The sequence below is a fragment of the uncultured Thiocystis sp. genome (genome assembly GCF_903866365.1).
GTDB lineage: Bacteria > Pseudomonadota > Gammaproteobacteria > Chromatiales > Chromatiaceae > Chromatium.
The window spans coordinates 1-2,720 of record NZ_CAIPNF010000031.1 but is presented as its reverse complement, the minus strand read 5'-3'; the positions used below and the strand labels follow the sequence as shown (position 1 = coordinate 2,720).

At 62.7% G+C, this 2,720-nt stretch carries 4 protein-coding genes; 1 reads left to right on the top strand and 3 read right to left on the bottom strand.

The window, feature by feature from the left end:
- Nucleotides 1-846: 846 nt before the first annotated feature.
- On the top strand, nt 847-1,248 hold the full coding sequence (locus tag QZY07_RS01590; protein WP_295399315.1) for a hypothetical protein: 402 nt from the start codon (nt 847-849) through the stop codon (nt 1,246-1,248).
- 212 nt (nt 1,249-1,460) lie between these two features.
- Here the strand turns inward: QZY07_RS01590 and QZY07_RS01585 are convergent, their stop codons facing one another.
- From QZY07_RS01585 to QZY07_RS01575, 3 genes are all read right to left on the bottom strand, one after another.
- A complete protein-coding gene (locus QZY07_RS01585; protein ID WP_295399313.1) occupies nt 1,461-1,811 on the bottom strand; it encodes a very short patch repair endonuclease in 351 nt (116 codons plus the stop codon).
- Nucleotides 1,808-1,960: a hypothetical protein gene (locus QZY07_RS01580; RefSeq protein ID WP_295399311.1), complete on the bottom strand. Its 153-nt coding sequence runs from the start codon at nt 1,958-1,960 to the stop codon at nt 1,808-1,810. Before QZY07_RS01580 ends, QZY07_RS01585 begins: the two co-directional genes overlap by 4 nt.
- A gap of 297 nt (nt 1,961-2,257) precedes the next feature.
- On the bottom strand, nt 2,258-2,557 hold the full coding sequence (locus QZY07_RS01575) for an ATP-binding protein (protein WP_295399309.1): 300 nt from the start codon (nt 2,555-2,557) through the stop codon (nt 2,258-2,260).
- Nucleotides 2,558-2,720 lie beyond the last annotated feature (163 nt).

The following is a 2,720-nucleotide window of genomic DNA, read 5'->3' as shown; positions in this document are numbered from 1 at the left end:
GTACAGGGTTGCACGGGAGCGTTCACGTCGATCATGCCAGCGATTGCCGGCGGTTTTCCGCAGAGGACGGAGAACTCGACTGTTCTGACGCTTGACAGCGGACGGAGACGCGGTTGACGGATCGTCCGTCTCATTCATGCCAACGGTGCTGGCGGGTTGACTGCAAGCGCAAGGCTTGCCGGTGGTGCGCGCGGTCTTGATGGATCGCCCGCGCAGGCGATGACCCACAGGCCGAAGTCAGAGCATGACTCATGGCGGTGGGGACGTGCGAAATCTTTCGGATGAACGCTGATCGACAACGTTCATTCGAGAGATCCCGTGTCCCGAAGGGCCGGTCTTGACGTGACGCGAGGCGTCGAATAAGAGGGTATCCCTTGGCGAATGCAACGGTTGCAAGCGTGTCGGGCCAACGCGCACATTTAATGAGTCGCTAGCCGGAAGCGACCTGTCTACCGCCCGTTGCATCGGGGCGTCTGCGATAAGCCTCCCTGGCTTTGCCGAGTCGAACGGCAACAGAATCTCGAACAGATGGGCGACGCCTGTTTTCAGAACCGCATACATCGCCTGCCAGCAGCCTAATCCCACTTCGGGTCAAGCGCAAGGTCCGAGGGTGGCGACCGAAGCCGTTGCCGGGGCGGGATGCCCAGACCTGCGTCCGCCTGGTCCCCAGAGTTACCCCCGGATATCCCTGAAAGTGGAGCGAATTGATCGACAACCGGCCCAGCAAGTTTCCCAACGATCGCCCTTGTCAGCGACGCTGCTTGGCGAGAAGATCGCTTGCTCAGCCCATTCTTTGCACAATCTATCCGCAAATAATCCCCTTCGATCGACACAGAGTCCCAACGTATGCCCCACGATGAAGACAACTTAACCCAGGCCCGTACCCGCTTGCAGGCACTGGCCCAACATCCACCGCACCGGTCGGTGGCCATGTCGCTGCGCGCCCTGTTGCCGGATATCGAGGCCGCCCAGCGGGCGGGGGCGTCGTCGACCGACATCCTCGCCGAGCTTGCCGCCGCCGGGATCGCGATCGCGCCCCGTACCTTTGCGAAAACGCTCTCGCGGATTCGGCAGGAACGGCGTACTGTCGTGCCGGTCGCCACGCCGGCACCGATGGCGGCTTCCGTGGCCACCCCAGCGCCGCAGGTTACCCCGACGTTGGCGATCCCGCGCAGCAACCCCGCCTCCTATCAGGAGTTCAAGCACCGGACTTTCGAGTTCGATCCGTTGAAGACGTTTGAGGGGTAAAGCGGCGCCAACCGATTTTGAGCGTCCCCTCGATCTGGCGGGCGAAGGTCCGATGTCTCCCCCATTCGGTCGGCATCGAGACGCGCATTGCCTGCAATCATTGCATTGGGAATCTCCGGATGGCTCAGAAACCGCTCGCAGGCATCGATTACGGCCGTCAGCTCCTGTCGGCGCTTGCCCCGCAGCGCGCATTCCCAGACGGTCAGAACACGCTAGCCAGCCAGACTCAGTGCGCTGAGTGTACGTTCGTCACGTTCCCGATTCTCCCGCAGCTTGTTTTCCCAGAACTCGTGGCGCGTGGCGGGAATGGCGGACAGATGGCAGCCGTGCGCGTGCCAGAAACAGCCATGGATCAGGATCAGCGCGCGCCGTCCGGGAAAGACGATGTCGGGACGGCCAGGCAGTTTGCGATCCTGGAGGCGGTAGCGGTAGCCTCGGGCAAAGAGGGCGCGACGAATCAGGAGTTCCGGTTGCGTATCGCGCGAACGGATGCGCGACATGCAGCGCGAGCGCTGCTCCGGCGTCAGGACGTCTCCGGATTCCCCGGTCCTCCGGCCTCTCATCCCTGCTCCAGCGCGGAGGCCGCGAGCAGAATCCGATTGATCCGCGCGAGTTCGCGTCGACGGCGTTCCGAGGATTGCCCCGCCTGAAAATCCGGTCCGAGCAGGCAGAACAGCAGCGCCTTGAAGAGCGGCACATCGATAGCCTTCAAGCGATGCAGTCCCGTAACCGGAGGGATCCAGCGCGGGGACCGTGGCGCGGATCTGGTGCTCCTGCTCCCCCTGTTCCTGCTGGTCGATCCGGATGTTCAGGACGCCGTGCTGGATGAACCGATGGATGCAGACCAAGATGCAGTTCCTGCCGTCGGTGCAGCGCATTGAGGATAGCGCGCAGCCCGCGGCTTGAGACCGGAAGCTTGTCGATGTCATCCCACAGCACGACCGTTCCCGACGTGCGCAGGTCGAGCGGCGACCAGGGCGCGTCGATCAGCGCCGCCGCCTGACGTTCTTCAAAGGTGTCGCAGTCCCAGTGACGCCGGATCCCCTCCAGCGTCCAGCGCCGTCAGGCCGTCCGGCCGCGACACGACGGTCAGCTTTCGGGCATGACTGAACGAGGACAGTTTGAGTCCCAGCCCGAATTTGCCAAGCGAGGTATGATCGACCCGCTCGGCGGACCCGAAGCGCATGGCGTTTCGCAGTTGAGCCGCATCCATGCCGGCTCCGTCATCGATCACCGCTAGCCCGACGATGCGCTCGCTGTGCCACAGAAAGCGGATCAGCCTGGGATTCCGGTACGCATGGCGTACCATTTGGCAAAAATATTGGGGGCAGGCTAGGGCGTGTCATCAATTGTAGTTGTGTGGGAATATTGTCGCCCGACCACTTCAAAATGAACGAGGAGCCCGGATGACTCAGCGTCGCTATGCCCTGCGTGACGATCAATGGGAGCGGATCAAGAACCTCCTGCCTGGG